This is a genomic window from Halomonas sp. 707D4 (assembly GCF_024158685.1).
In the GTDB taxonomy this organism is placed as follows: Bacteria; Pseudomonadota; Gammaproteobacteria; order Pseudomonadales; family Halomonadaceae; genus Vreelandella.
Genome location: NZ_JAMZBD010000371.1, coordinates 1 through 3094, shown reverse-complemented (window position 1 = coordinate 3094; position 3094 = coordinate 1). Strand labels below are relative to the sequence as shown.

Below are 3094 nucleotides of genomic sequence, written 5' to 3'. Positions count from 1 at the left end.
CGGCAGGGTCTGTTCGGTGCTCTCGTCGAGCCCCTCGTCGCGCCAGGCGTGGATACCGCCGTTGAGATAGGAGTAGCGGGTATGGCCGATCAGCTCCAGGGTCCAAAGAAGCCGCGCCGCCCAGCCGCCGCCCTCGTCGTCGTAGGCCACCACGTGGGTGTTGCGGGTCAATCCCAGTGCGCTGAAGAGCTGGGATAGAAACGCCACGTCCGGCACGTCGTTGGGCACGGGGCCCTCGCCGCGCATCAGGTAGCGGAAGTCGAGATACACCGCGCCCGGCACGTGACCCTGGCGGTAACTGTCCGGGTTGACCGGCACGTCGACGATCAAAAGGTCCGGATGGTCGAGCGAGGCGGCAAGCGCGCCCGGCTCGACGATCAGGGGCAACAGGTGGTCTTCGCTCGCGGGGTGGTCGGCACTCATGAATCGCTCCTATCGATGTGGCGTACGTATCTTGTTCGGGCTGTGTCAGGCACTCAGGCTTTTTTCAGGCGCTCAGGCTGTCGAGGATGCGCCGGTAGCTGGCAAAGCGTTCGGGATGGATCTTGCCTGCCTCGACGGCCTCGAGTAAAGCGCAGCCGGGCTCGGCGCGGTGGCGGCAGTCGCGAAAGCGGCAGCGGCCGAGAAAGGGGTGGAATTCGATGAAACCGTCGGTCACTTCCTGCTCGCTCAGGTGCACCAGGCCGAACTCGCGAATGCCCGGAGAGTCGATCAGTTCCCCATCCTCCACCTCGTCGCGGTTCATGGTGTAGAGCCTGGCGGTGGTCGTGGTGTGGGTGCCCTTGCGCGAATCCTCCGAGAGCGCGCCGATGCGCAGGCTCTCGTCCGGCAGCAATAGATCGATCAAGGAGGACTTGCCCACGCCGCTTTGGCCGACGAACACCGAGGTGCGCCCTTCGAGCTGCCCGCGAAGCGCGGTCAGGCCCGCCTCGTTTTCCGTGGTGGTGCGCACCACCGGGTAGCCGAGGGACTCGTAGCGCGTCAACAGCGCGCCGAGCTCGCCGCCATCCTCGGGCAGGAGGTCGATCTTGTTGAGCACCAGTACCGGCGCGATGCCGGTCGCCTCGGCGGCCACCAGGTAGCGGTCGATCAGGTTGGCGTGGGGGGCGGGCTCGACGGCGAAGACGATCAGGATCTGGTCGATGTTGGCCGCCACCGGCTTCAAGAGGCCCCGGGCGTCGGGGCGCTTGAGAATGCTGTCGCGCTCGTTGCGGGCGACCACCACGCCGGAACCGTCCTGACCGGCGCGCCAGATCACCCGGTCGCCGGTCACCAGCCCCTCGAGATTGGCGCGCAGATGGCAGCGCACCGGCGTGCCGGCCTCGTCACGCACCTCGAGGGTGCGGCCGAAATGCGCCATGACGCGGCCAGGCTGCTCGGCGCCGTACTCCCCGGCGGCGAGCTTCTGGCTGTCGTCGGCGTCGCGCTTTTGCGCGCGGCTGGCGCGCTCGGCCTGGATCTTCTCGACGCGCCAGCGCTGCTGGCGACTCAATTTACGTTTGCTCATGACCACCCGATGATCGGTACAATGCGCCTAGTGTACCTGTTAACGTGGCCCGGGTAATCCTGCCCGTCGCCACCTTGCCCGGCCCCTTGGAGAACGCCATGCCTGATACCACCGCCCCCCGCCGCGACCTGCTGGTCTGGATCGACCTGGAAATGACCGGGCTCGACCCGAACAGGGAGCGCATCATCGAGGTCGCGACGCTGGTCACCGACGCCGACTTGAACGTGATCGCCGAAGGCCCGGTGATCGCGGTGCGCCAGCCCGAGAGCCTCTTGGCGGGCATGGACGCCTGGAACCAGAAGACCCACGGCGAATCCGGGCTCGTGGCCAGGGTCAAGGCGAGTGACAAGGACAGCGCCGCCGCCGAGCGCGAGACGCTGGATTTTTTGCGCCGGTACGTCGAGCCGGGCAGCTCGCCGATGTGCGGCAACAGCATCCACCAGGACCGGCGCTTTCTCGAGCGCGAGATGCCGGTGCTGTGGGCGTTCTTCCACTACCGCAACCTCGATGTCTCCTCGATCAAGGAGTTGGCCAAGCGCTGGAACCCGGCGGCGCTCGAAGGCTTCGAGAAACGCAACGTCCACCTGGCGATGGACGACATCAAGGAGTCGATCGCCGAGCTCGCCCACTACCGCAAGACGTTCCTGAAGCTCGCCGACGACTAGCCGGTGGCGATGCGCGCGCCGCGCTTGGCGCGCTGCTCGGCGAGTGCCCAGGCGACGTGCTCGCGCACGAGCGGGCTCGGGTAGGCGCGCCGGGCCATGAGCGCGGCTTCCACCTCGCGACTCCAGGGGGCGTTGCCGAGCCCCACGGCGAGGTTTCTCAGCCAGCGCTCGAAGCCGATGCGGCGAATGGCGCTGCCGGCGGTCTTGTCGAGAAACTCCTCCTCGCTCCAGCCAAAGAGTGCTACAAGCGAGGCGCGATCCAGGTCGTGGCGCGGGGCGAAGTCCTCCTCCTGGCTTGCCCGGGTGAAACGGGTGAACGGGCAGACCAGCTGGCAATCGTCGCAGCCGTAGACCCGGTTGCCCATCGCCCGGCGATACTCGACGGGAATCGCGCCGTGAAGCTCGATGGTCAGATACGAGATGCATTTGCGTGAATCCACCACCTTGTCATCGACGATGGCGCCGGTGGGGCAGGCGGTGCGACAGGCGCTGCAGCGCCCGCAGTGCTCGGTCTCGAAGGGGGCATCGACCGGCAGCGGCAGGTCGGTGTAGAGCTCGCCGAGAAAGAACAGCGACCCGGCCTTGGGGTTCAGCAGCATGGCGTTCTTGCCGAACCAGCCAAGCCCGGCCTTCTGGGCCAGCGCCCGCTCCATCACCGGCGCCGAGTCGACGAAGGCCCGGTAGCCGAACGCGCCGACCTCCTGTTCGATCTTCCTGGCAAGCGTTGCCAGGCGCTTTCTGATCAGCTTGTGGTAGTCGCGCCCCAGCGCGTAGCGCGAGACATAGGCGAGCCCGGGCTTACCCAGCACCTGGGTGGTCTCGACTTCCGGCGGCAGGTAATCCATGCGCGCGCTGATCACCCGCCGGGTGCCGGGTTCGAGCTCGGCGGGGCGGGTGCGCTTGGTGCCGTGCTTGGCCATGT

At 67.3% G+C, this 3094-nt stretch carries 4 protein-coding genes; 1 reads left to right on the top strand and 3 read right to left on the bottom strand.

Annotation, left to right across the window (positions count from 1 at the left end):
- Positions 1–423, bottom strand: a 423-nt coding sequence (locus BIS11_RS13795) for a sulfurtransferase (RefSeq protein ID WP_253586310.1), incomplete at its 3' end; no start/stop codon positions are given.
- 64 nt (positions 424–487) lie between these two features.
- The gene (gene rsgA / locus BIS11_RS13790; RefSeq protein WP_253422643.1) at positions 488–1507 is read right to left on the bottom strand and encodes a small ribosomal subunit biogenesis GTPase RsgA; all 1020 of its coding nucleotides are present in this window, start codon (positions 1505–1507) and stop codon (positions 488–490) included.
- Positions 1508–1605: 98 nt separating this feature from the next.
- Here rsgA and orn point away from each other — a divergent pair, with 98 nt between their 5' ends.
- Positions 1606–2172: an oligoribonuclease gene (gene orn / locus BIS11_RS13785; RefSeq protein WP_253422635.1), complete on the top strand. Its 567-nt coding sequence runs from the start codon at positions 1606–1608 to the stop codon at positions 2170–2172.
- Here orn and queG read toward each other — a convergent pair.
- The coding region (queG, locus tag BIS11_RS13780; protein ID WP_253586308.1) for a tRNA epoxyqueuosine(34) reductase QueG at positions 2169–3094 on the bottom strand (926 nt) is incomplete at its 5' end. The two genes, orn and queG, sit on opposite strands and share 4 nt — an antisense overlap.